The sequence below is a fragment of the Pseudomonas sp. MWU12-2345 genome, from assembly GCF_023242385.1.
Taxonomy (GTDB): domain Bacteria; phylum Pseudomonadota; class Gammaproteobacteria; order Pseudomonadales; family Pseudomonadaceae; genus Aquipseudomonas; species Aquipseudomonas gingeri_D.
Window position 1 is genome coordinate 1 of record NZ_JALLJA010000050.1, and the last position, 693, is coordinate 693.

Below are 693 nucleotides of genomic sequence, written 5' to 3' on the forward strand. Positions count from 1 at the left end.
GCGGGCTCGCTCGATAACCGCAACAGCGGTACGGTTTCCAGCCGTAGCGGTAACGTTGATGTGACCCTCAGCAGTGCGCTGCTCAACAGCAACGCGGGCGCACTGGCCAGTCAGCAAGCCTTGACCATCAAGGCGGGCAGTCTTGATAACAGCGCCGGTACGCTTTCCAGTGCGGGCGCTCAGAGCCTGACGGTCATCGGCCTGTTGAATAACGGCCAAGGTGGCCTGATCGACGCCGGCACGCTGCTGACGCTGAACGCCATGGCCCTGAGCAACGGCGGCACGGTCCAGGCGCAACAGGCACTGACTTTCACCGGTACCGACCTCGACAACAGCAACGGCACCCTGAGTAGCGGCGCCGCGGTCACCCTCGATCTGCTCGGTGCATTGACCAACACCAAAGGAAAGCTCTCCGGCGTCGGCCCGTTGGTGGTGCAACGCAGCACGCAGATCAATAACCAGGGCGGTGAACTCTCCAGCCAAGGTCTGTTGACCTTGCTCACCGGTGGCTTGGATAGCAGCAATGGTGGCCTTGTCAGTGCCAACGACACATTGCTGATCACCTCGACGGGTTCTGTACAGAACGGCAATGGCGGTTTGATCGCCAGCCGTAACGGCGACCTGCAACTGAGCGCTACCAGCCTTGGCAACGGCAAGGGCTCGTTGCAAGGCAAGGGCGCGCTCAGCCTTGAT

Annotated in this window: 1 pseudogene; it reads left to right on the forward strand. The window is 61.6% G+C overall.

Going from position 1 to position 693, the window contains the following annotated elements:
* Nucleotides 1-693, forward strand: a pseudogene (locus M5C71_RS33580) (adhesin); the annotation flags it as partial.